We start from the raw sequence: 20,610 nt of genomic DNA, 5'->3' as shown, positions 1-20,610 counted from the left end.
GGGGGCGGAAGGGACGGCCGGGCGGCGGCCCTCCGGTGGTCAGCGCCGGGCGCGGAGGATCTCGATGTTGCCGTGGCGGGTGCGGGCGTGGATCTCGACCGTGTCCTCGGCCCCGCCCGGGGTCTCCGCGGAGGTGAGCGCGTTACGCACCTGACCGGAGGCGGAGGAGGCGTCGATCCAGGCGGCGGTGCCCTCGCGGATGCCGACCTCGATGGAGCCGGAGGCGGTCTCCAACTGCACGCTGCCGCGGGCGACATCGGCGAGCCGCAGGGTGCCGTGGGCGGTGGTCGCGGTGACCGGCCCCTCGGCCCGGGCGATGTCGATGTCCCCGTGGGCGCCGCTGACCTTCAGCTCCCCCGTCACGGCGGCGACGGTCGTGGTGCCGTGCGAGTTCTTCAGGGTCGCCGGACCGTCGACGGTCCCCACGCGCAGACTGCCGGAGCTGGTGGCGATCTCCGCCGCGCCCGCGACCCGCCCGACGTTGACCGAGCCGTGCGCGGCGGTGAGCCGGAGCGGCCCGGTCGTATCGAGCCGGACGTCACCGGCGGAGGTCTTGACGCGGACCTCGCCGAGCCGCCCCTCGCCCAGCACCTGCACCCAGGCGCCGGTCATCTCGACGTCCGAGCCCGCGGGCAGTTCGACGGTCACATCGACGGTGCCGGTCCGCCCGAGGCGGTACCGCGGCTTGGGTGTCCTGACCGTCAGCACCCCGCCCGCGAAGGCGACTTCGGCCTGTTCGGCGGCGCGGACGTCCTGATCGCGCTTCGGGTCGCGGGGCCGGACGTCGACGACCGTGTCACGGCGCTCACCCGCCAGGAGCTGGAGGGATCCGGCGTCCAGATGAGCGGTGACCGCGATCGGCCCGGAGGTGTCGAAAGAAGGCATGGCTGAACCGTCCTCGTGAGTCCTGGGAACGTCCCCACCCGTGGGGGACGGTGTGAAGTGGTCCGGGTGCGGCGGTACTTCCGCGGGTGCGGCCGGGCCGCCTAGCGCACCCAGCCGGTGAAGCTCTGGCCGACCGTCCGGGAGCGCTGGGCGGCGGCCGGGCGGGGCCCGCCGTCCACCGCGGACGACACCGCCCGCACCAGCCAGGCGTTGACCGACAGCCCTTCGCGGCCCGCGGCCTCCTCGGCGCGCGCCTTGAGGGCGGCCGGCAGCCGGAGGTTGACGCGGGCGGTGCCGCCGTCGTCGCCCTCGGCGGGCGGCTGCGCCACGGGCGGTTCGACCGGCGCGGCGGTCTCCGTCGCGGGGGCGGCGGGCGGCGGGGTCACCACGAAGTCCGGGTCCAGCCCCCGCAACCGCACATCGACCGAGCCCGGCGCCAGCTCCCGGGTGATCTCGTCCATCGCGGCGGAGAGCACATGCAGCATCGCCAACCGGCTCGCCGACTCCAGCGGGGCGGTCAGCCGCTCCGCCATTTCGCGGGCCTCCTCCCCACCGGCCTCGGCGGCCACCGCAAGCTCACGGCGGAGGGTGTCGACATACGGGGTGAGATCCATGGCGCCATAGTGGCACCAGAATGGCGCCATGCGCAAGCTCCTCCGGTGACGCAAACGGGAGGAGTGTCGGATCACCCGGCTGACCTGCCATAACGTGGAAATTCCGGTAGTCGGCAAGGCGTCGGCGGGCACCCCTTCCCACCCGAAGTGGCACACGAGGGCACCGTATGGCGCCACGTGATGCCACATGGCGCCACCCCATGCCGCGCGACACCGCCGCGCACTCCCCGAAGACCGCCCCGCACCGGCGGCGCCCGTGGTTGCATAAGCGCGTCGGACGTATCCGAACACGCCCACGGGTACCGGGCCTTGGGTACCCGACGCCAAGGGGGTCCCATGTCCCGACCGTTCCGTTTCGGGCTCAACATCCTCACCCTCGACACCGGTGCCACCTGGCGCCGTACCTGCCGACGGGCCGAGGAGCTGGGCTACGACGTACTGCTCGTACCGGATCATCTCGGCCGCCCGGCGCCGTTCCCGGCGTTGATCACCGCCGCGGAGGTGACGTCCCGGCCACGGGTCGGCACCTTCGTCCTCAACGCGGGCTTCACCAACCCCGCGCTGCTCGCCCGCGAGGTGGCGACCACCGACGCCCTCACCGGCGGGCGACTGGAGCTGGGCCTGGGCACCGGCTACGTCCGCGCCGAGCACGAGAAGGCGGGGCTGCCCTGGGGCTCCGCCGGTGAGCGCGTCGACCGTCTGACCCGCACCGTCGAGGAGTTGGGCCGGCTGCTGGCCGATCCGGCCGTCGCCCCGCGACCGGCGCAGCAACCGGGTCCGCCGCTGCTGATCGGCGGCAACGGCCCGCGGATGCTGCGGCTGGCCGCCACCCACGCCGGGATCACCGCGTTCTCCGGCGTCCGGCAGGCCCCGGGGCGCCCCGAGGGCACGCTGGAGCTGCTCTCCGCCGAGGAGGTGGCGGAGTCGGTGGCCCGCTACGCGCGGTACGAGGAGGTCGCCGGGCGCACCGCACCGGCCGAGCGGAACATCCTCGCCCAGCGGGTGGTGGTGACCGATGACCGCCGGGGCGCGGCCCGGGAGCTGGCGGCGCAGGGTCTGGGGCTCGACGCGGAGCAGCTGCTGGAGGTGCCGACACTGCTCATCGGGACGCCCGCCGAGATCGCCGACCAACTCCGCGGGCACCGCGAGCGGTTCGGGTTCTCGTACATCACGGTGCTGGATCCGGTCATGGAGGAGTTCGCGCCGGTGATCGAGGAGGTGCGGCGCGGCTGACCGCCGGGGGCCGGTCGGGCGCCGCGGCGTCCGGCCGCCCGCATCGTGGAAAGGGTTCGACGTGCGGACGTGGCCGTTGATGGGATGGCGCCATGAGTGATCATCTCGGTATCCGCCACGCCCGCCTCTCCGACATCGACGCCGTACTCCACTTCTGGCGTACGGCGGCGGAGGGCACCAGCATCAGCGACGACCACGAGGGTATGACCCGCCTGCTCACCCGCGACCCCGAGTCCCTGCTGCTGGCCGAGCGGGACGGGGAGTTGGTGGGGACGGTCATCGCCGGGTTCGACGGCTGGCGGTGCTCGGCGTACCGGCTGGCGGTCGCCCCCGGACACCGGCGGCAGGGCGTCGCCTCCGCCCTCATGGGCGCGGCGCAGGAGCGGTTCCGGGCGCTGGGCGGGCGCCGGATCGATGCGATGGTCCTGGAGGCCAACGAACCGGCGCACCACACCTGGGCCGCCGCGGGCTACCACCGCGAGGACCACTGGCGCCGCTGGGTGAAGCCGCTCCCCGTGGAGGGCTGAGCGGCACACCGCACCCCGGAGGGCTTCCCGCCGGACCATCCGAGTCCGACGGGAAGCCCTCTTTTTTCTTTCACCGCCCCAACTCGCCTCGCACACAGTGGAGTTGATGGACCGCACTCCCCTATCCCCTCCGTATATACATCATGGGTATACACGCGTTATATAGTCGGCCCTCCCGTCGTCCGGCGGGGTGTTCGACTCGTTCTGGAGGACCACCGTGCTCAGGGGCACTTCGCTACTTCCCGCCCGGAAGGGGCGCCCGTCCGCGCCGGACCGGACGGAGGGGAGTTCCCTGCCCCAGGGCGGCGGGACGCGGCTGGCCGCCATCGACGGGCTGCGGCTGGTGGCCGCCGTCGCGGTCGCCGCGTACCACTTCCTGGGGACGACCACCCCGCACTTCTGGGGGAAGTACGACCTGCGGGAGACCGTTCCGGCGCTGCACGAGGTGAGCCGGTACGGCTGGCTCGGTGTGGAGTTCTTCTTCCTGATCAGCGGCTTCGTGATCTGTATGAGCTGCTGGGGACGGACCCCGGCGCAGTTCGTCGTCTCGCGGGTGTCCCGGCTCTTCCCCACGTACTGGTGCGCGGTGCTGCTGGTCGTCGCCCTGGTGGCGACCGCGCGGGTGGCGCATCTGGAGGCGGCGACGCCGATCGATCCCCGGACGGTGCTGGGCAATCTGACGATGGCGCCGGGCCCGATGGGGCTCACACTGATCGACGGGGTCGCCTGGACGCTGTGGGTGGAGGCGCGTTTCTACCTGCTGATGGCGCTGATGCTCTTCATCGGGCTGACCTACCGCCGCATGATCGCGTTCTGCGGCGCCTGGCTGACGCTGGCGCTGCTCGCCCGTGAGCTGCACTCCAAGGAGCTCGACGCGGTGGTGCTGAGCCAGTACGCGGGCCTGTTCGTCACCGGGATCGCGCTCTACCTGATGCACCGCTTCGGGCAGAACATCGTGCTGTGGCTGCTGGCCGGGTTCGCCTGGTGCTACGAGCTGACCGTGCTGCACGGACGGGTGGCCTCGCACACCGTGAAGCCCGCCGCGGGCGGCGCGCTCTCCTGGTCCGCGTGTGCCGCGCTGCTGACCTTCTTCCTCGTCGTGCTGGCGCTCGCGGCGTTCGGCCCGCTGGCCCGGATACGGTGGCGCGCCCTCGTGACGGCGGGCGCGCTCACCTATCCGTTCTATCTGGTGCACCAGAGCATCGGCGTTCCGGTGGCGAAGGGGCTCCTCCAGGTGGCCCCGGGGCTCGGGCTGCTGCCGTCGGTGGCGGCGGGGCTCGGCTTCGCACTGCTGCTCTCCTACGCCCTGTACCGCCTCGTCGACCGCCCCGCCGGGCGCGCGCTGCGGCGCCAACTCACCCGCGGGATGTACCCGGCGGACCGCGCGGACGGCGACGGCGCACCGCCGCGGCAGCCCTCGACCGGCGGCGCGGAGACGCCGCCGCGACCGGTGCCCAGCGGCGTGTGACGCGCCGGAGCACCCCGCGGGCAGCCGCGGAGCCACCACGAAGGGGCCGCCTCCCGGGAGGCGGCCCCTTCCGCGTGCCCATTAGCCCCACACCGCGCTCACCGCCCGCACTTTTGCCGACCCTTTACCATGGTGGGGTTCCTTCTCCTGTACGCAGGCGCATCCGGCGCCCGTACGACTCCCCCTGCGAAAGGTGTGTGAGCGTCCAGCCATGGGCGAACCTCCCAGTTGCCGAGCCCGCTCGCGACAGAGCGCGAACCTCCGGATCCTGTTCGATCATGGGACGGAGGTGACCCGATGACCGAGCTGCTCCTCCTGGCCGTGGCGCTTCTGCTGACGCTGGCCTGCGGCGTCTTCGTCGCCGCCGAATTCTCGTTGACCACCGTCGAGCGCAGCGATCTCGAACGCGCCGCGGAGCGCGGTGAGCGCGGTGCGGAGAGCGCGCTCAAGGCCGTCCGCCGTCTGACCTTCCAGCTCTCCGGCGCCCAGCTGGGCATCACCGTGACCGGCCTGGTCATCGGCATGCTCTCCAAGCCCGCGCTGGCCACCCTGCTCGCCGGACCGCTCGACGCGATCGGCCTGTCGCACACCGCCGCCCAGTCCGTGGCGCTGATCCTCGGCACCGCGGTCTCCACCGTCGTCCTGATGGTCGTCGGCGAGCTGGTCCCCAAGAACTGGGCGATCTCCAGCCCGCTGCCGGTCGCCAAGCGGGTCGCCGGGGTGCAGCGGACGTTCAGCGCCGCGTTCTCCCCGCTCATCGCCCACCTCAACGCCACCGCCAACCGCACGGTGCGCCGGATGGGGCTGGAGCCCGCCGAGGAGCTGGCGTCCGCCCGCGGGCCGCAGGAGCTGGTGGCGCTGGCCCGGCACTCCGCCAAGGAGGGCGCGCTGGAGCCGGACACCGCCGAGCTGTTCGTCCGCACCCTCAACCTCCCCGGTCTCACCGCCGAGAACGTCATGACCCCCCGCGTCCAGGTCACCGCCCTGGACCTGCAGGCCAACGCCGAGGACGTCGCCAACGCGACCCGGGCGACCGGACTGTCCCGCTTCCCCGTCTACCGCGGCAGCCTCGACGGAGTCGTCGGCGTCGCACACATCAAGGACGTACTGGCCATCCCGGCCCAGCTGCGCGCCCGCCGCCCGGTCTCCGACCTGCTGCGCGAACCGCTGCTGGTCCCGGCGACCCTCCCGGTCGACCAACTCCTCGACCGGCTCTCCGGCAAGCGGACCATGGCCGTGGTCATCGACGAGTACGGCGGCACCGCGGGCGTCGTCACCCTGGAGGACATCGTCGAGGAGGTCGTCGGCGAGGTCCGCGACGAACACGACCCGATGGAGACCCCCGACCTCGCCGCGGCGGGCAGCGACCCCGAGGGCCACGCCCTCTACCACGCGGACGGCGCCGCCCGCACCGACCAGCTCGCCCGCATCGGACTGCGGCTGCCCGAGGGCCCGTACGAAACGCTCGCCGGGGTGATCGCCGCCGGTCTGGGCCGCATCCCGACCGAGGGCGACACCCTGGAGGTGGCGGGCTGGACGATGGATGTGCTCGACGCGTCCGGGCGCCGCGCCGCGCGGGTGCTGCTCCGCGCACCGGCCGCGCAGCCGCCCGGTGAGGCGGGACGGGAGGCCGCCCGATGACCGTGCTGCAGATCTTCGTCGGGCTGCTCACCCTCGTCGTCAACGCGTTCTTCGTCGGCGCCGAGTTCGCGCTGATCTCGGTGCGCCGCAGCCAGATCGAACCGCACGCCGACGAGGGCGACCGCCGCGCACACCGTGTGCTGTGGGGGCTCCAGCACGTCTCGGCGCTGCTGGCCACCGCCCAGCTCGGCATCACGCTGTGCACGCTGGTGCTGGGCGCGGTCGCCGAACCGGCCATCGCCCATCTGCTGGAGCCGGTCTTCGACGCGGTGTCGGTGCCGGACGCGCTGGTCCACCCGGTCTCGTTCGTGATCGCGCTGGCGCTGGCGACCTATCTGCACATGCTCTTCGGCGAGATGGTGCCGAAGAACGTGGCGCTGGCCGAGCCGGTACGCACCGCGCTGCTGCTGGGCCCGCCGCTGGTGGCGCTGACCCGGGCGCTGCGCCCGGTGATCTTCGCGGTCAACAAGCTGGCCAACGGGGCGCTCCGGCTGCTGCGGGTCGAGGTGAAGGACGAGGTCGCGGCGACGTTCTCGGACGATCAGCTGGCCCGGATGGTCGACGACTCGCGCGCCGCGGGCCTGCTGGACGAGCGCGCCAAGGAGCGGCTGCGGGACGCCCTGGAGCTGGGCCGCCGACCGGTGCGCGATGTGGTGCTGCCGGTGGAGAAGGTCGTCTCGGCGGGCCTGGGGATCACTCCGGAGGGCCTGGAGCGGCTGGCCGCCGCGTCCGGCTTCTCGCGCTTCCCGGTCGTCGACGACACCCACCGGATCCTGGGATATCTGCACGTCAAGGACGCGCTGGACGCGATGCCGCGGGAGGTGCCGTTCCCGGTGTCGGCGATGCGGCCGATCGCCCGGGTGCGGGCGGCGACGCCGCTGGACGACGTGCTCACCGCGATGCGCGGCTCCCGGACGCATCTCGCCGCGGTCATCGGCGACGGCGGCACGCTCGACGGGCTGGTAACGATGGAGGACGTACTGCGCGAACTGGTCCTCCAGCAACCGGCGGCCTGACCCCGTCCCGGCCGCACGGCACCCCCGTACGGCCGGGACGCACCCCGCACTTCCCCCTGTCTGACCGATCGGTTAGTTTACTGACCGATCGGTCAGACGTGGTGCGCCGACGGTGCGCCGTACGCCCTGACCGGTCGCTCCGCCGTGGCCCGGGGCCGCGGCCGACACCGAGGGGGCACGGAGATGGCACGCACCACCTGCTGCATCGCGGGCGGCGGACCCGCCGGGATGATGCTCGGACTGCTGCTGGCCAGGGCGGGGCTGAAGGTCACCGTCCTGGAGAAGCACGCCGACTTCCTGCGGGACTTCCGCGGCGACACCGTCCATCCCTCGACGCTGCGCCTCCTGGACGAGTTGGGGCTCGGCGCGGAGTTCGCCGAGATCCCGTTCCCGCGGCTGACGGAGATGCGGGCCCGGATCGGCGACACCACCGTCGTGATGGCCGACATGCGGCACCTGCCCGGACGGCATCCGTACCTCGCGATGGTGCCGCAGTGGGACTTCCTCGATCTGCTCGCCCGCGCCGCGGCCGCCGAACCCTCCTTCGAGCTGCGGATGAGCACCGAGGTGACCGGGCTGCTGACCGAGGGCGGCCGGGTGCGCGGCGTCCGGCTGCGCGGGGCGGACGGCCGCGCCGACACCCTCACCGCCGACCTCACCGTCGCCTGCGACGGCCGCGGCTCGACCGTGGCGGCCGCCGCCGGGCTGCGCCAGGACCTTTTCGACGTACCGATGGACGTCTGGCAGGTCCGCGTCGACGCCCCGGCCGACGCGCACACCGGCGGCCGGGTCCTCGCGCGCTTCGGCGGCGGGCAGGCGGCCGTCACGATGGACCGCGGCGACTACTTCCAGACCTCGTACCTGATCGGCAAGGGGCGCGACGCCGAGCTGCGGCGCCGGGACATCCAGTGGCTGCGCGACCGGCTCGGCGCGCTCTTCGGCTGGGACGCGCAGGTGACCGGCACGATCGGCTCCTGGTACGAGGTCAAGCTGCTGGAGGTGACCTTCGGGCGGCTGCGCCGCTGGTACCGGCCGGGGCTGCTCTGCATCGGGGACGCGGCGCACACCATGTCGCCGGTGGGTGGCGTCGGCGTCAACCTCGCGCTCCAGGACGCCGTCGCCGCCGCCCGGATCCTCGCCGCTCCGCTGCGCGCGGGTACCGTCTCCGTCCGCGATCTGGCGCGCGTCCAACGCCGCCGCCGACTGCCGCTGGCCGTCGCCCAGAGGGCCCAGCACACCGAGCACGGGCTGATCACCGCCGCCCTCGACGGCACCCTCGATGCGAACCGGCTGCCGCCGATGCTCCGGCTGCTGCGCCGGGTGCCGCCGCTGCGGACGGTCACCGGCTATCTGGGCGCCCTCGGGATCCGCCCGGAACACGCCCCGCCGTTCGCCCGGCGGGGGTGAGCCGGTCCGGGGCGCGGGCGGTACGGGGGTCCGGCCGCGCCCCGGACCGGGACGTGCGGGCCGCGCGTCCGCTCAGTCCCGCGGCTCGATCGCGTACCGCGTGAACGCCTCCAGCTCGGCGGTGGCCGCGTCCAGATCGAGGTCGGGGTGGGCCAGCCAGTGCGCGATGACACCGTCGATGGCGCCGCCGATGGCGAGCGCGACGGTGCGGGTGTCGCAGCGCCGCAGCCGCCCGGCGTCCTGCCCCGCGGCGAGCAGCGCGGCCAGGAACTGCCAGCGGCCGTGGGTGTCGTGCGAGCCGGGCGTCTTGAGCCGGGTGCCGCCCCCGTCGTCGAGCAGCATCTCGGTGATCACCCGGACCTGGCTACGGTGCGCCCGCTGGTAGTCGACCATCGCCCGGACGTAGGCGAGCACCGCCTCGCGCGGATCGTCCTCCCGCGCCACCTGCTCGGTGACGTACGCGGCGAACGCCTCCAGGACCTGGGTGAGCGTGGCGCGGGTGAGGTTGTCCTTGGAGGAGAAGTGGTAGAGGACGGCCGCCTTGGACAGGCCCGCGCGCTCCGCGATGGCGGCGAGCGAGGTCGCCGGATAGCCGCGGGTGGCGATCAGCTCGATCGTGCAGTCGATCAGCTGCTGCCGTCGGGCGCTCTCCGTGAAGGTCGGCGTGGCACCGGCCGCGCCACGGCGAGGCGTCATCGCGGCCCCGTCCTCTCATTCGTTGTGCACACCGGTCGGTACGTGACCGTACACCGCGGGATAGGATCGCCGCGCCATGGAGATGAATGCCCGCTACACCAGTTTTGTCGCGGTCGGCGACAGCTTCACCGAGGGGATGTCGGACGGCCTGCCGGACGGCTCCTACCGCGGCTGGGCCGATCTGCTCGCGGCCCGCCTCGCCGCCCGGACACCCGGCTTCCGCTACGCCAACCTCGCCGTCCGCGGCAAGCTCATCGGCCAGATCGCCGACGACCAGGCCGGACCCGCGGCCGCGATGGGCGCCGATCTGGTGACGATGGTCGGCGGGCTCAACGACGTGCTGCGGCCCAAGTGCGAGGTGGCGCAGGTCTGCGAACGGTTCTCGGCCGCCGCGGCGGTCCTGGCCAGGGGCGGCGGACAGCTGGTGCTGATGCGCAGCCCCGGTCGGCAGGGCCCGGTCCTGGAGCGCTTCCGGCCGCGGATGGAGCAGCTGTACGCGCACATCGACGCGGTCGCCGCCCGGCACGGCGCGCTCGTCGTCGACCTCTACGCCTCCCGGGCGCTGGCCGATCCGCGGATGTGGGCCGACGACCGGCTGCACCTCACCGCCGAGGGGCACCGGCGGGTGGCGGAGGCCGTCTGGCAGACGCTGGGGTTCGCCGCGGAGAGCGACTGGGACGCCCCGCTGCCGCCCGCGATGCCGCCGGGCTGGCGGGCCCGGCGCTCGGCGGACGCGCGGTTCGCCCGGGAACATCTGGTGCCGTGGATCGGGCGGCGGCTGACCGGCCGCTCCTCCGGCGACGGCCGTCCCGCCAAGCGGCCCGCGCTGCTGCCGTACGACGGCTGAGCCGCCACCGGCCGCCGGGAGCGGTCCTGGAGGAACGTACAGCCGGGACCGGGGCGCTGGCCTGCGGAAAGCGACAGTAGACTCTGGCCATGTGACTGCTGTGACTGCGAAGCCCCGCATCCCCAATGTCCTGGCCGGCCGCTACGCCTCCACCGAGCTGGCCGTGCTGTGGTCCCCCGAGTACAAGGTCAAGCTGGAGCGGAAGCTGTGGCTCGCCGTCCTGCGCGCGCAGAAGGACCTGGGCGTGGAGGTCCCCGAGTCGGCCCTCGCGGACTACGAGCGGGTCCTCGACACCGTCGACCTCGCCTCCATCGCCGAGCGCGAGAAGGTCACCCGGCACGACGTCAAGGCCCGGATCGAGGAGTTCAACGCCCTCGCCGGTCATGAGCAGGTCCACAAGGGAATGACCTCCCGCGACCTGACCGAGAACGTCGAGCAGCTCCAGGTGCGGCTGTCGCTGGAGCTGATGCGCGACCGTACGGTCGCCGTGCTGGCCCGCCTCGGCTCGCTCGCCGCCCAGCACGCCGAGCTGGTCATGGCCGGGCGTTCGCACAACGTCGCGGCGCAGGCCACCACCCTCGGCAAGCGTTTCGCGACCGCGGCGGACGAGCTGCTGGTGGCGTACGGGCGGCTGGAGGAGCTGCTGGCGCGCTATCCGCTGCGCGGCATCAAGGGCCCGGTCGGCACCGCGCAGGACATGCTCGACCTGCTGGGCGGGGACGCCGCCAAGCTCGCCGAGCTGGAGCAGCGGATCGCCGCCCACCTGGGCTTCGGCCGCGCCTTCACCTCCGTCGGCCAGGTCTACCCGCGCTCCCTCGACTACGACGTCGTCACCTCGCTGGTGCAGCTGGCCGCGGCGCCGTCCTCGCTCGCCAAGACGATCCGGCTGATGGCCGGTCACGAGCTGGTGACCGAGGGCTTCAAGCCCGGCCAGGTCGGCTCGTCGGCGATGCCGCACAAGATGAACACCCGCTCCTGCGAGCGCGTCAACGGCCTGATGGTGATCCTGCGCGGCTACGCCTCGATGACCGGTGAGCTGTCGGGCGACCAGTGGAACGAGGGCGATGTGTCCTGCTCCGTGGTCCGCCGGGTGGCGCTGCCCGACGCGTTCTTCGCGCTGGACGGTCTGCTGGAGACGTTCTTGACGGTGCTCGACGAGTTCGGCGCGTTCCCCGCCGTCGTCGCCCGTGAACTCGACCGCTACCTGCCGTTCCTCGCCACCACGAAGGTGCTGATGGGCGCGGTGCGGGCCGGGGTGGGCCGCGAGGAGGCGCACGAGGCGATCAAGGAGAACGCGGTGGCGTCGGCGCTGGCCATGCGCGAGCAGGGCGTGGAGCGCAACGCACTCCTCGACAAGCTGGCCGCCGACTCCCGGATCCCGCTGGACCGGGCGCAGCTCGACGCACTGATGGCCGACAAGCTGTCGTTCACCGGTGCCGCAGCCGACCAGGTCGCGACCGTGGTGGAGCGGATCGGGAAGATCGCCGGGGAGCACCCGCAGGCCGCGGCGTACACGCCCGGCGCCATCCTCTGACCGTGGGTTTCACCCCCGAGGAGCTTCAGGCCGGGCGCGGCCGTCACGTCCCCGATGTGACGGCGCCCGGCCTGCGGGTCCTGTTCTGCGGCATCAACCCGTCCCTGATGACGGCGGTCACCGGGCACCACTTCGCCCGGCCCGGCAACCGCTTCTGGCCGGTGCTGCACGCCGCGGGCTTCACCCCACGGCTGCTGGCCCCCGCCGAGCAGGGTGAGCTGCCCTCGTTCGGGGTCGGCATCACCAACGTCGTGGCGCGGGCGACCGCCCGGGCCGACGAGCTGACCGCGGAGGAGTTCCGCGAGGGCGGCCGACTGCTGGCGGAGAAGGTGGCGCGGCTGCGCCCGCGCTGGCTGGCCGTCGCGGGCGTCACCGCGTACCGCACCGCCTTCGGCGACCGGCACGCGGCGATCGGCCCGCAGGAGCGCACCCTGGGCACCACCCGCATCTGGGCGCTGCCCAACCCCAGTGGCCTCAACGCCCGGTGGACGGTGGCGGCGATGGCCGAGGAGTACGGGCGGCTGCGCGCGGCGGCGTTCGACGAGGAGGCCGCGCCCACGGGCTGAGACGGCCCTCCGCGGCGGGCCGCCGGGGCTCGCCGGGACCGTGCTGACCGGCTACGATCCGCCACACATCGAGGCGAGGAGACGGACGTTGGGGCGGCTCACCGGCGGGGACCCCTCCCTGTTGCGACGGATCAACTCGGCGGTGGTGCTGCATGCGCTGCGCGCCGCCGACTCCCCCACGCTCACCGATCTCGTCCAGGTGACGGGGTTGTCCCGGCCGACGGTCGAGGGCGTGGTCGAAGGGCTCATCGAGACCGGGCTGGTGGCCGAGGCGGTCGCCGAGGAGGGTGAGGCGCGCCGTCAGGGGCGGCCCGCGCGCCGCTTCCGGTTCCGGGCCGAGGCCGGGCATCTGCTGGGCATCGAGATCGGCCCGCACCGCGTCTCCGTCCTCCTGTCCGACCTCGGCGGCCGTGTCGTGGACTCCACCCAGCGCACCGTCGACGAACGGGCCGGTGCGGACGAGCGGTTGGAGCGGGTGCGCACCGCCGTCGCCGAACTGCTGCGCCGCGCCGGGGTGCCGCGCCGCTCCCTGCGGGCCGTCGGCGTGGGCAGCCCCGGGATCGTCGAGGCGGACGGCACGGTCCGGCTGGGCACCGCGCTGCCCGGCTGGACGGGGCTGCCGCTCGGCGAACGGCTGCGGCGCTCGTTCCGCTGCCCGGTGCTGGTGGAGAACGACGCCAACGCGGCGGTGGTGGCCGAGCACTGGAAGGGCGCGGCGACCGGCAGCGACGACGTCGTCTTCGTCCTCGCGGGGCTCAGCCCGGGCGCCGGTGCGCTGATCGGCGGGCGGCTGCACCGCGGTTTCGGCGGCGCCGCCGGGGAGATCGGCGCGCTCCATCTGCTGGGCCGGGAGGCGACACCGGAGAAGCTGCTGTCGACGACCGGGAAGCCGCTGCATCCGCTCGACGAGGCGCAGGTCGCCGAGGTGTTCGCGCTGGCCCACGAGGGCGACGCCCTGGCCCAGGAGGCGATGGACCGCTTCCTGCAACGGCTGGTGCACCATGTGGCGGCGCTGGTGCTGGCGCTCGATCCGGAGCTGGTGGTGATCGGCGGCTGGGCGACCGGCCTCGCGGGCGTCCTCGGCCCGCTCCGCGACGAACTGGCCCGCTACTGCCTGCGCCCACCGCAGGTGGCCCTCTCCGAACTGGGCGAGACAGCGGTCGCCACCGGCGCGCTACGCCTCGCGCTCGACCATGTCGAGGGCGAACTCTTCGCGGTGGAGGGCACGGTGACGGGGCGTCGGTAGCGGCGCGGACGCGGACACACGGATGCGCCCCTGCCCGGCTCAGGCAGGGGCGCTGTGCCGCCTTGGTTCTCCGGACCTGTGACGCGGGGCCGCCGTATTCGACCACCCGGCCTTTCCCCATCGTTCGACGCCAGGAATACGGCGTCGCACGACGGGGCCGGGTGAATCCGGCGCCGACCGTTCGGCACTTACCGCCAGAACGTCTTTCCGGATTTCCGGGCGACCCGTGCACGTGGATTACCGGAATCCCGGTCACGCCGCGCAGGAATACGAACTTCTCTTCCTACGCCGCGGCGACCGGCATTTCCCTTCCCCCCCCCCGGTCGGTGTCGCACATCCAAGGCAGGTGCGGCTACTCGGTCGACACCGTGATGTTCTTGGAGGTGAGGTTCTTGACCGACAGTGTGACGCCGCCGAAGCCGCGCTTGAACTCGTTGTGCCCCTTCTTGACGTCGCTGGTCTCGGTCGGAGAACCCCCCGCCGTCATCTCGAACCGTCCGTCGGTCTCGCACTCGACCTTCACCGTGGTCTCCCGACCACCCGCCCACGTGGGGATGCCTCCCTTGACCTCGTTCGGTGCGACACCGTAAGGACCAGCCATGATCTTTCCCTCCCGTTTTTTCTGCATTTCCCCTTCGCACGATGGGGTACCCGGGCCCGCCTTTCGCCATTCGCAAAAAACTCCCCGACAAGGGGAATGGCGTGATCTTTGGCTTCGCACCCACTCCGACCAGGGCAGCATTCATTTCCGGCCCCGACCGGACATACGATATTCCTGGCGTCCTTATTTTCATTTCAAGGAAAGAACAATGGGTCCACCTTCCGATTCACCCATTCCGCATCCCCGAATGGCGTCGCTCCGCTACGGGAGCGGTGCGGGCCACCCCCTCGCCCCGTGGCGGCCCGCCCGGAAACGCCTCGGGCCCGTACCGCCGGGTGGCGGTACGGGCCCGAGGTCCGCGGCGGCGGGTCAGCCGGCGAGCAGGGAGACCGATGCGCTCTCGCCGAAGGTGAGGCGGCAGGTGTCGGCGCGGTAGGTGGAGACCGCGACGGCGGCGGGGCGGCCACCGGAGACGTAGCGGGTGGTGACGACGAGGACGGGCGCACCGGGCAGCCGGTCGAGCGCCTTGGCGTCCTCGGCGCTGGCCGAGCCCAGTTCGACGGTGCGGTCCTGGCCCTCCAGCTCACGGGCGGCCAGCGCGTCCAGCACGGCGCGGGCCCGGGCCGGGGCGCTGACCGCGGCGATCTCCGCGCAGCCGGGGACCACCACCGCCGGGATGTACAGCAGCTCGGCGGCGACCGGGCGGCCCGCGGTGACGCGGTTGCGGCGGACGACGTGCACGGGCGCGCCCGCCCCGGCCTCCAGCAGGCGGGCGACGGGTGCCGGGAGGGTGTCGGTGGTACCGGCGTCGACGGGCTCCCAGTCGTCCCCGGCGGCGCCCGGCCAGGTGTGGCGGGCCGGGTCGACGGCGACGCCGACGCGCGGCGGGGCGACGGTGGTGCCCACCCCGCGGCGGCGCTGGAGGCGGCCCTCCAGCTCCAGCTGCTCCAGCGCCTGCCGGAGCGTGGCCCGGGCGACGCCGAACCGGGCCGCCAGATCACGCTCGTTGGGCAGGATCTCGCCGACGGAGAACTCCGAGTCCAGCGCCTCGCTGAGTACGGTCTTGAGGTGCCAGTACTTCGGCTCCGGCACCGTTTCGAGCTGCGTGGTCCCCACCCTGTCCTCCGCCTCGGCCGTGCCCCGCAGGGCCGCGCTCCGCTCCCGCTGTCCATGGGCGGACCGGTTATGAGCGCTTCTTTATTAAAGGTTGTTGCAGTATCGCCGACGATAGGCCCGCCCCCACCCTTGGTCAAGACCAATGGGCCAGGAGTGGGGGAATCGTCGGGAGGGCACGGAGGCGCGGCAGTTCACCCGGCGGGGCCGAGTGCCCCGGTGGACGAGCGGTCGGCGCCGCCCCGAACCGTTGCCGCCGCCCGCCACGGGCGGCGGTCGCCGGGGAACCGCTGCATAGGATCGCGGTCATGGCACTGCGACCTGTTCAGGTGAACATCACGGCCCTCGACGCCCCGGCCGTCGGGGAGTTCTGGGCGGCGGCGCTCGGCTGGACCGCCCGCCCCTCCGGCACCGCGACCTCCGTCGCCCCCGAGGGCGCCGCCGCCCGGCCGGACCCGGCCGCCGTCCACCTCCGCGTCGTTCCCGTACCGGATGCCAGGACCGCGACGAAGAACCGGGTGCACCTCGATCTCGCGACCGCCTCCGCGACCCATCAGACGGAGCTGGTCGCGCGACTGACGGGACTCGGTGCGACCCCCGTCGACGTGGGTCAGGGCGAGGTGCCGTGGGCGATCCTCGCCGACCCCGAGGGCAACGAGCTCTGTGTGCTGGAGCCCCGGGAGGTCTACCGGGGCACCGGGCCGCTCGCCGCGGTGGTGGTCGACTGCGCGGACCCGCGGGCCATGGCCCGGTTCTGGGACGGGGCGCTGGACTGGACGGTGTGCGAAGTGACCGACGGGCGGGCGGCGTTGCGGGACGCCCGGGGCACCGGCCCGTACCTCGAATTCCTCCGGACGCCCGCCGCGGAGACCGTGCCGGACCGCGTCCGTCTCGGCCTGCTGCCGGACCCCGGTGACGACCCGGCGGCGGAGGTGGCCCGGCTGCGGGGGCTCGGTGCGACCGGCCGTGACGGCGGTCGGGGCGAGACGGCGGGGACATGGCTGGCCGACCCGGAGGGCCACGAGTTCTGCGTCTGTGCGCTGCCCTGACGGGGGCCGTGCGCCGGGGCGGGCGGCGCCGGGAGTCCGGACAGCGGTCGCGGCGTGCCGTGTAGCGGAGCCGTCAAGGTCCCTTCCGGTGGGTGGCCCCGACCGCGCGGGCTTGCCACCATGGGCCGGTGCGCGGTGGTGGCGGTCGGCCGGAGTTCACCGGGAGTTGGCCGATCCGGCACCGTGGCGCTGTACGAACGGGACGTCAGCTCATTTGTGCGACTTCACGGAGGTATCTGATGGCACCGGGATCCGGCGGCGGATTCGGACGGCGGACACTGCTGCGCGGCGCCGCGGTGGGCTCCGCCGCCCTGACGCTGCCCACCCTGTCCTGCGCCGCGCCCGCCCAGGCCCGCAGCGGACGTCCCGCGGCCCGGTGGGGCACCCAGGTCGGCGATGTGACGGCGACGTCGGGGCTGGTGTGGGTGCGCTCCGACCGTCCGGCCCGGATGATCGTCGAGACGGCGGCGACCGAGGCGTTCCGTGACGCGCGCACCTGGACCGGCCCGGTGGTCGGCGCCGGTACCGACTTCACCGGCGTCACCGCGGTGCACGGTCTGCCGCCCGGTCGGCAGATCCACTACCGGGTGCGGCTCGCCGACCCGGACGACCCGCGGCGCTCCGGTGAGCCGCTGACCGGCACCTTCCGGACAGCCCCGGCGCACCGCCGCGACGGTGTGCGGTTCCTGTGGTCGGGCGATCTGGCCGGGCAGGGCTGGGGCATCAACCCCGACCGGGGCGGCTACCGCATCTACGAGGACATGCGCCGCCGCGACCCGGACTTCTTCCTGTGCAGCGGCGACAACATCTACGCCGACAGCCCGATCGAGGCGCGGGTGACCCTGCCCGACGGCCGGATCTGGCGGAATGTGACGACCGAGGAGAAGGCGAAGGTCGCCGAGACGACCGACGAGTTCCGCGGGGCGTTCCGCTACAACCTCCAGGACCACCATCTGCGGGCGTTCAACGCCCAGGTCCCCACGATCACGCAGTGGGACGACCACGAGGTGCACAACAACTGGTACCCGGGCCAGCTGCTGGACGACGACCGGTACACCGTCAAGGACGCCGATGTGCTGGCGGCGCGGTCGCTGCGGGCGTTCGGCGAGTACTTCCCGATCCGTACGCTGCGGCCCGGCGGCGAGGGCCGGGTCTACCGCGTGGTGCGCCACGGTCCGCTGCTGGACGTGTTCGTGCTGGACATGCGCCGCTACCGCAACGCCAACTCGCCCGGGCGGCAGACCGACGACCCGCAGGGCATTCTCGGCGCGGAGCAGCTGCGCTGGCTCAAGCGGGAGCTGTCGCGTTCGCGTGCGGTGTGGAAGGTGATCGCGTCGGACATGCCGCTGGGGCTGGTCGTGCCGGACGGCAAGGAGAACTTCGAGGCGGTGGCGCAGGGTGATCCGGGCGCGCCGCTGGGCCGGGAGCTGCAGATCGCCGAGTTGCTGCGGCACATCAAGCACCGGAAGATCACCGGCACGGTGTGGCTGACGACGGATGTGCACTACACCTCGGCGCAGCACTACGCACCCGAGCGGGCGGCGTTCAAGGACTTCGCGCCGTTCTGGGAGTTCGTGTCGGGGCCGCTGCACGCGGGCGGTTTCCCGGCGGTGGCGCTGGACGGCACGTTCGGTCCGCGCCAGGCGTTCGTCCAGGCACCGGACCGCGCCAACACCTCCCCCGCGGAGTCGCCGCAGTACTTCGGTGAGATCGACATCGACGGCGGCAGCGGCGAGCTGACGGTCCGGCTGCGGCGGGACAGCGGTCCGGGTGACGGGCGGGAGGGCGACGAGGTGCTCTTCAGCCAGGTACTGCAGCCGGGACGAGTGGGACAGTAGGCCCCGATGTCACGAACGAACCCTTTGGGCAACTTACCCTTCTTGCGCCTCTTACCGGTTTTTACCCGTCGGACACAGGGCGTTGGCGGCCAGGCAACACCGGTCGGCGAGGCTGGCGCCATGACCGACACCACCTCCGACACCTCCACCCGGCGCGGCCACCGGCGCCGGGACGCCGTCGCCCTGACCGCGGCGGTCTCCGTCGCGGCCACGGCGACCGCCGCCGGGACCCTGCCGTACGGTCCGGCGGCGGCGCTGCTCTGCGCCGCCGGGCTCGCCGCCCGTCCGGCCGTGGCCGCGCTGCGCGCCCGGTGGTCACGCCGCCGGGATCCCGCGCCACCGCCGTCCGATACCGGCGCCGCGGCGCCGACCGACGCCCCGGGGGCTCCGGCGCCCGCGGCGCAGTCGGCGCTGTGGCGGATGCGTACCACCGTCCAGGACGCCCCGGGCAGCCTGGCCGCGCTGTGCACGGCGCTGGCCGCGCACCGGGTGGACATCCTCAGCCTGCAGACCCATCCGCTGTCGGCGGGCACCGCCGACGAGTTCCTGCTGCGCGCCCCGGGGACGCTGAGCCCGCAGGAGCTGACCGGTGCGGTGGCCGGGGCGGGCGGCCGGAGCACCTGGCTGGAGCGGGCCGACACCCACGATCTGGTGGACGCACCGGCCCGGATGCTGGGCCTGGCCACCCGTACGGCACTGGATTCCGCCGAACTGCCGCTGGCGCTGCGGCAGTTGCTGGGCCGGTGCACGATCCGTTCGGTACCGGCGCGTCCGCTGCGCGGACGGCCCGCCGAGCCGCTGCCCGCCGAGGGCGTACTGGAGGAGCACAGCATGAAGTTCCGGGACGCCTCCGGGGGTTCCCTGATCGTGGAGCGGCCGCAGTTGCCGTTCACGCCCACCGAGTTCGCGCGGGTGCACGCGCTGGTCGAGCTGGACCGGCGGTTGGGGCAGCGGGTGCCGCACCGCCGTGAGGTGCTGACGCTGCCCGAGGGCAACGATCTGACGATCCGCCGCGCCGGTCCGGACGATCTGGCGGCGGCGGTGGCGATGCACGGCCGCTGCTCGGCGGCGACGCTGGCCCGCCGCTACCACGGCCCGGTCGGCGACGCCGACGCCTATCTGCGGCATCTGCTCGGCCCGCACCACGGCCGCACCCTCGCGGTGGAGACCGCGTCCGGCCGTCTGGTGGCGCTCGGGCATCTGCTCTGGGACGGCGACGAGACCGAGGTGGCGCTCCTGATCGAGGACGCCTGGCAGCGCCGCGGCATCGGCGCCGATCTGCTGCGCCGCCTGGTGGCGATGGCCGACGAGGTGGGCTGCGGGAGCGTCTACGCGATCACCCAGGCGTCCAACACCGGGATGGTGGCGGCGATGCGGGGGTTGGGCCTGCCGCTCGACTACCAGATCGAGGACGGCACCTTGGTGATCACCACCCGGCCCCAGGGCGAACCGGCCACCCGCGCCACCCGCTCGGCGACCGCCTCCGGCGAGTCCCCCGGCCTCGGCTGACGGGACCGGGGCACGCCACGCCGGTGCGCGGAAAATGCGTCGACAGCGCCCCGCGCCATCCGGCAGGGTGACCGCCCATGACGAGCAGTGAGCTGTGGACCCGTGCCTCCGCCGACCGCTACGACGCCGAGGAACGCGCGATGTCCTCCGCCGCCGTGCTCGGCCCGACCCTCGACTTCCTCGCCGAACTGGCCGGGGACGGCCGGGCGCTGGAGTTCGCCATCGGCACCGGCCGGGTGGGCGTCCCGCTGCGGGAGCGCGGGGTGCCGGTCGTCGGCATCGAGCTGTCCCCGCACATGGCGGCGGTGCTGCGGCGCAAGACCGACGAGGAGACGCTCCCGGTGGTGATCGGGGACATGGCCACCACCACCGTCCCCGGCACCTTCACGCTGGTGTATCTCGTCTACAACACGATCACGAACCTGCTCTCGCAGGACGAGCAGGTGGCGTGCTTCCGTAACGCCGCGCGTCATCTGGCGCCCGGCGGCCGATTCGTCATCGAGCTGGGCGTCCCACCGCTGCGGTTCCTGCCGCCCGGCCAGGCGGCGGTGCCCTTCGACGTCTCCGAACGCCATCTCGGCTTCGACACCTTCGACCTGGCCGAGCAGATCCTCGTCTCGCACCACTTCACCCGCGACGACGACGGACGCTACCGCCGCGGGAACTCCCGGCACCGGTACGCCTGGCCGGCGGAGCTGGATCTGATGGCGCGGCTCGCCGGGCTCGAACGGGAGCGCCGCGTCGCGGACTGGGACGGGTCTCCGTTCACCCAGGACTCCACGGGACACGTCTCCGTGTGGCGCAAGCCGCTCTGAGGTCC

19 protein-coding genes are annotated in these 20,610 nt (G+C 73.4%); 14 read left to right on the top strand and 5 right to left on the bottom strand.

Translation table 11 applies throughout. The features are described from left to right. Positions 1-39: 39 nt before the first annotated feature. Positions 40-885, bottom strand: a complete 846-nt coding sequence (locus tag IF23_RS0108060) for a DUF4097 family beta strand repeat-containing protein (RefSeq protein WP_030281334.1) — start codon at positions 883-885, stop codon at positions 40-42. 101 nt (positions 886-986) lie between these two features. After that, on the bottom strand, positions 987-1,499 hold the full coding sequence (locus IF23_RS0108055; protein ID WP_030281332.1) for a type II toxin-antitoxin system HicB family antitoxin: 513 nt from the start codon (positions 1,497-1,499) through the stop codon (positions 987-989). A gap of 336 nt (positions 1,500-1,835) precedes the next feature. Here IF23_RS0108055 and IF23_RS0108050 point away from each other — a divergent pair, with 336 nt between their 5' ends. The 6 genes from IF23_RS0108050 to IF23_RS0108025 all read left to right on the top strand — a co-directional run bounded on the left by IF23_RS0108050 (position 1,836) and on the right by IF23_RS0108025 (position 8,791). Then, positions 1,836-2,732: a TIGR03621 family F420-dependent LLM class oxidoreductase gene (locus IF23_RS0108050; RefSeq protein ID WP_030281330.1), complete on the top strand. Its 897-nt coding sequence runs from the start codon at positions 1,836-1,838 to the stop codon at positions 2,730-2,732. 92 nt (positions 2,733-2,824) lie between these two features. Beyond that, positions 2,825-3,259, top strand: a complete 435-nt coding sequence (locus tag IF23_RS0108045) for a GNAT family N-acetyltransferase (RefSeq protein WP_030281328.1) — start codon at positions 2,825-2,827, stop codon at positions 3,257-3,259. Positions 3,260-3,476: 217 nt separating this feature from the next. Then, positions 3,477-4,727: an acyltransferase family protein gene (locus IF23_RS0108040; protein ID WP_051739412.1), complete on the top strand. Its 1,251-nt coding sequence runs from the start codon at positions 3,477-3,479 to the stop codon at positions 4,725-4,727. A gap of 297 nt (positions 4,728-5,024) precedes the next feature. Then, complete coding sequence (locus IF23_RS0108035; RefSeq protein ID WP_030281324.1) at positions 5,025-6,368, top strand: hemolysin family protein; 1,344 nt, start codon at positions 5,025-5,027, stop codon at positions 6,366-6,368. Then, a complete protein-coding gene (locus IF23_RS0108030) occupies positions 6,365-7,384 on the top strand; it encodes a hemolysin family protein (RefSeq protein ID WP_030281322.1) in 1,020 nt (339 codons plus the stop codon). The genes IF23_RS0108035 and IF23_RS0108030 overlap by 4 nt, the downstream gene beginning before the upstream one ends. A 183-nt stretch (positions 7,385-7,567) precedes the next feature. Continuing rightward, positions 7,568-8,791: an FAD-dependent oxidoreductase gene (locus IF23_RS0108025; RefSeq protein ID WP_030281320.1), complete on the top strand. Its 1,224-nt coding sequence runs from the start codon at positions 7,568-7,570 to the stop codon at positions 8,789-8,791. Between the two features lie 72 nt (positions 8,792-8,863). Here the strand turns inward: IF23_RS0108025 and IF23_RS0108020 are convergent, their stop codons facing one another. Beyond that, the gene (locus tag IF23_RS0108020; RefSeq protein WP_030281318.1) at positions 8,864-9,487 is read right to left on the bottom strand and encodes a TetR/AcrR family transcriptional regulator; all 624 of its coding nucleotides are present in this window, start codon (positions 9,485-9,487) and stop codon (positions 8,864-8,866) included. A 76-nt stretch (positions 9,488-9,563) separates the two neighbouring features. Here IF23_RS0108020 and IF23_RS0108015 point away from each other — a divergent pair, with 76 nt between their 5' ends. The 4 genes from IF23_RS0108015 to IF23_RS0108000 all read left to right on the top strand — a co-directional run bounded on the left by IF23_RS0108015 (position 9,564) and on the right by IF23_RS0108000 (position 13,680). Next, positions 9,564-10,334 carry an SGNH/GDSL hydrolase family protein gene (locus IF23_RS0108015; protein WP_030281316.1) on the top strand — a complete coding sequence of 257 codons (771 nt, stop codon included), beginning with the start codon at positions 9,564-9,566 and terminating at the stop codon, positions 10,332-10,334. A 100-nt stretch (positions 10,335-10,434) separates the two neighbouring features. Next, the gene (gene purB, locus IF23_RS0108010) at positions 10,435-11,868 is read left to right on the top strand and encodes an adenylosuccinate lyase (protein ID WP_030281314.1); all 1,434 of its coding nucleotides are present in this window, start codon (positions 10,435-10,437) and stop codon (positions 11,866-11,868) included. 2 nt (positions 11,869-11,870) lie between these two features. Next, the gene (mug, locus tag IF23_RS0108005; protein ID WP_030281312.1) at positions 11,871-12,434 is read left to right on the top strand and encodes a G/U mismatch-specific DNA glycosylase; all 564 of its coding nucleotides are present in this window, start codon (positions 11,871-11,873) and stop codon (positions 12,432-12,434) included. Positions 12,435-12,522: 88 nt separating this feature from the next. Further along, positions 12,523-13,680 carry an ROK family protein gene (locus IF23_RS0108000; protein ID WP_030281311.1) on the top strand — a complete coding sequence of 386 codons (1,158 nt, stop codon included), beginning with the start codon at positions 12,523-12,525 and terminating at the stop codon, positions 13,678-13,680. A gap of 352 nt (positions 13,681-14,032) precedes the next feature. Here the strand turns inward: IF23_RS0108000 and IF23_RS33915 are convergent, their stop codons facing one another. Beyond that, positions 14,033-14,281, bottom strand: a complete 249-nt coding sequence (locus IF23_RS33915; protein WP_157847982.1) for a hypothetical protein — start codon at positions 14,279-14,281, stop codon at positions 14,033-14,035. A 369-nt stretch (positions 14,282-14,650) separates the two neighbouring features. Beyond that, positions 14,651-15,397: a GntR family transcriptional regulator gene (locus IF23_RS0107990; RefSeq protein ID WP_030281309.1), complete on the bottom strand. Its 747-nt coding sequence runs from the start codon at positions 15,395-15,397 to the stop codon at positions 14,651-14,653. Between the two features lie 305 nt (positions 15,398-15,702). On the opposite strand from IF23_RS0107990, the gene IF23_RS0107985 reads away from it, so the two are divergent. The 4 genes from IF23_RS0107985 to IF23_RS0107970 all read left to right on the top strand — a co-directional run bounded on the left by IF23_RS0107985 (position 15,703) and on the right by IF23_RS0107970 (position 20,605). Beyond that, positions 15,703-16,443 carry a VOC family protein gene (locus IF23_RS0107985; RefSeq protein ID WP_030281307.1) on the top strand — a complete coding sequence of 247 codons (741 nt, stop codon included), beginning with the start codon at positions 15,703-15,705 and terminating at the stop codon, positions 16,441-16,443. Between the two features lie 239 nt (positions 16,444-16,682). After that, positions 16,683-18,281, top strand: coding sequence for an alkaline phosphatase D family protein (locus IF23_RS0107980; RefSeq protein WP_030281305.1), 1,599 nt, complete (start codon positions 16,683-16,685; stop codon positions 18,279-18,281). A 120-nt stretch (positions 18,282-18,401) separates the two neighbouring features. Continuing rightward, positions 18,402-19,790 carry a GNAT family N-acetyltransferase gene (locus tag IF23_RS0107975; RefSeq protein ID WP_030281303.1) on the top strand — a complete coding sequence of 463 codons (1,389 nt, stop codon included), beginning with the start codon at positions 18,402-18,404 and terminating at the stop codon, positions 19,788-19,790. A 77-nt stretch (positions 19,791-19,867) separates the two neighbouring features. After that, positions 19,868-20,605 (top strand): class I SAM-dependent DNA methyltransferase, encoded by a 738-nt coding sequence (locus IF23_RS0107970; protein ID WP_030281301.1) that lies wholly within the window; start codon positions 19,868-19,870, stop codon positions 20,603-20,605. Positions 20,606-20,610: the final 5 nt, after the last annotated feature.

The organism is Streptomyces catenulae, from assembly GCF_000718015.1.
Classification (GTDB): domain Bacteria; phylum Actinomycetota; class Actinomycetes; order Streptomycetales; family Streptomycetaceae; genus Streptomyces; species Streptomyces catenulae.
This window is presented reverse-complemented; position numbering and strand designations above follow the sequence as displayed.